Source organism: Pararcticibacter amylolyticus, from assembly GCF_003130405.1.
Taxonomy (GTDB): Bacteria; Bacteroidota; Bacteroidia; order Sphingobacteriales; family Sphingobacteriaceae; genus Arcticibacter; species Arcticibacter amylolyticus.
On record NZ_QEAS01000012.1, the window covers coordinates 177,444 to 180,508 of the forward strand.

Annotated in this window: 3 protein-coding genes and 1 pseudogene; 1 reads left to right on the forward strand and 3 read right to left on the reverse strand. The window is 42.9% G+C overall.

The features are described 5' to 3' along the window. Positions 1-870: 4-hydroxy-tetrahydrodipicolinate synthase (gene dapA / locus DDR33_RS15545; RefSeq protein ID WP_109416767.1), on the forward strand; the 870-nt coding region annotated here is incomplete at its 5' end. A gap of 57 nt (positions 871-927) precedes the next feature. On the opposite strand, the gene DDR33_RS15550 is transcribed toward dapA, so the two are convergent. From DDR33_RS15550 to DDR33_RS26705, 3 genes and pseudogenes are all read right to left on the reverse strand, one after another. Beyond that, positions 928-1,125, reverse strand: coding sequence for a histone H1 (locus DDR33_RS15550; protein ID WP_109416721.1), 198 nt, complete (start codon positions 1,123-1,125; stop codon positions 928-930). Positions 1,126-1,309: 184 nt separating this feature from the next. Further along, complete coding sequence (locus tag DDR33_RS15555; RefSeq protein WP_109416722.1) at positions 1,310-2,551, reverse strand: aminotransferase class I/II-fold pyridoxal phosphate-dependent enzyme; 1,242 nt, start codon at positions 2,549-2,551, stop codon at positions 1,310-1,312. Between the two features lie 172 nt (positions 2,552-2,723). Next, positions 2,724-3,065 (reverse strand): annotated as a pseudogene (locus DDR33_RS26705) (cell division protein FtsZ); the annotation flags it as partial.

Here is a 3,065-nt window from a genome sequence, read left to right on the forward strand (position 1 = left end):
TTTTACGGAACCGGAGTGGCTTTGGTTACTCCGTTCAACGACGACAGCACCATTGACTTTCAGGGGCTGGAAAAACTAATTAACTTTCAGATTGAAGGAGGCGTAGAATACCTTGTATCACTTGGTACTACCGGCGAAACGGCGACACTCAGCCAGGAAGAGAAAAAGGCTGTTTGGGAATTTACAGCAAACGTAGTTGATAAACGCGTTCCCCTTGTTGCCGGTATAGGTGGAAACTCAACAAATAATATAATCCGGGACCTTCAGTCTTTTAGTGCTGAAGGCTACGATGCGGTTCTGTCCGTTTCTCCCTATTATAACAAACCTAACCAGGAAGGTATTTACCTTCATTATAAAGCCATCGCTGAAAGCTCTCCCCTCCCTGTAATATTATATAATGTTCCGGGCAGAACAGGCAGTAATATCAGCGCGGAAACAACTCTCAGGCTCGCTCATGATTTCAACAACATAATTGGAACAAAAGAAGCATCAGGCAATTTCGAACAATTCAGTTTCATCTTAAAAGACAAGCCGGAGAACTTCCTGTTAATTTCCGGAGACGATCCGGTCGCCCTGCCAATGATAGCAATGGGCGCAGCAGGGGTTATTTCGGTAGTAGCAAACGCCTGCCCTGCGATATTCTCCAGGATGATACGCTTTTGTTTAGAGGAGAGGTTTAAGGAAGCTCAGCCTCTGCATCTCCAGCTTGTTCAGTTAATCCGTCTGCTGTTTATTGATGGAAGCCCTGGAGGAGTAAAATCAGCACTTAACTGTCTTGATATATGTTCGAAAACTGTCAGGCTTCCTTTAACTGGTGTCAGTGAAGATACCTTTAAGAAAATACAGCACGAAATGGAAAAACTGCGATAAAAAAATCCCCCGGAACCATTCAGGCACCCCGGGGGATTTTCCTTCAAAACAAAATGTCTATTTCTTTGCAGGAGCAGAGTTTTTGCTTTCCTGAATTTCCAGACGAATAGCCTGAGCCAGGTTTTTGATATCCTGTAGGCCTTTTCTAACTCTGGTTCCCGCAGCACTGTTACCTTTGTTGTAGAATTTGTCCGCGTCAGCTTCCAGCCCTGAAACCAGGTTTTGAAGCTCTGTAAATCTTTCGTAATTTGCCATAGCGCTTAGTTTAGTAGTTAGTAATGTGTTAGTTTATATCTTGCCTTTATTAAGCTTTGAGCTAATGTAATCTGTTTTTTACAAAAAAAAAATATTTTTATTAAAAAACAGTAAAAATGAGATATGAAACAATAAACATTTGGTAATCTACACCTTAAAGCACCGCTTCATATCTCATTTTAGATTAAGCAGTGACAACGTTCTGCTCTTTGTAATATCCGCTTTTTAGTTTCTCTGCAACCTCAGAGAAGGCATCCAGCGTCCGCTGAACATCATCAAGTGTGTGGGCAGCAGTTGGAATGATACGGAGTTCCATGAGCCCTTTAGGAATAACAGGGTATACTACTATTGAACAGAAAATACCGTAGTTTTCACGAAGGTCCATCGTAACAGCTGTAGCTTCGTTAAGTTCTCCGGCAAGAAATACCGGTGTAACCATTGTATTGGTAACACCAAGATTAAATCCTCTTTCTTTTAAGCCGGATTGAAGAGCTGTCGCGATCGTCCATAGCTTTTCTCTTAATTCGGGACGATTCTTTAGCAGTTCGAGTCTCTTTCTTAAACCTACTACCATTGGCATAGGTAAGGATTTTGCAAACGTTTGCGACCTCATATTATACCTAAGATAATTGACGATCTCTTCGGTGGAAGCAACAAAAGCACCGATACCAGCCATCGATTTAGCAAATGTCCCAAAGTAGACATCGATACCGTCGATACAGTCCTGGGCCTCATGAGTACCAGCCCCGGTTTTTCCCATAGTTCCAAACCCATGAGCATCGTCAACCAGCAGGCGAAACGTGAATTCGTCCTTCAATGCTACGATTTCCTTCAGCTTACCCTGCGCTCCCGACATACCGAACACGCCTTCTGTAATGAGCAGAATGCCTCCGCCTGTTTGCTCTGTAAGCCTGGTAGCTCTTTCCAGTTGCTTCCGGCAGCTATCAATATCATTATGCTGGTAAACGAAGCGCTTACCCATATGAAGACGAACGCCGTCAATAATGCAGGCATGAGATTCCGCATCATAAACAATGACGTCGTTACGATCAACCATAGTGTCAATAATGGACACCATCCCCTGATAACCGTAGTTAAGAAGAAAAGCATCTTGTTTACCGACAAATTCGGCCAGATCTTTCTCCAGCGCCTCATGATGATTAGAATTCCCCGACATCATTCGGGCGCCCATAGGATAGGCCATTCCAAATTCAGCAGCACCTTTAGCATCAACTTCACGCACTTCAGGATGATTAGCAAGGCCCAGATAGTTGTTTAAGCTCCAAACAAGATGATCTTTCCCGCGGAACTTCATGTGCGGCCCTATTTCACCTTCGAGTTTAGGAAAAGCAAAATAACCATGTGCCATCTTCTGATGCTGACCAATCGGCCCCATATTCCTTGAAATCTTATCAAATAAATCCAATTTTATACTATTTAAGTTATTACTAAGATAAAACCGTAAAGTTAGCAATTTTAGAAACGTACCGGTAATATATGCCTAATTACTTTTTCACGTTTAAGTACTGATAAACAGAAATATGTATAACAAAAAAGCCCTTACGGACCGTAAGGGCTTTTTTGTTGGTTTCCTGTATCTAATCTACATTATCATGTAAAAAAGAATTATTAGGTCTGATTTCCGTGATACCTTCTTCATTCGAAAGCGTAAAGCGGGAGATCTGGGACTCCGACGAATGCGGCATCTGCTGGAGAGCCATTTGTTTTCTCTTATATGCGGGCTCGTTTTCAAGCTCCTGTAAACCGTTTACAGTACGCAACTTCATGCTGAGATCTTTAAGCCTGAGTATCCTCTCGCGAGACTTCCTCAGTTGCTCTTCGATAGACTCGTCTGTTTTATTGGCATCGGGGTTGTACGCTTCAGGCTGAACCGGTGGCTCTTCCTGGACCGGAGGCATTTCATTATGTACTGGCTCGTT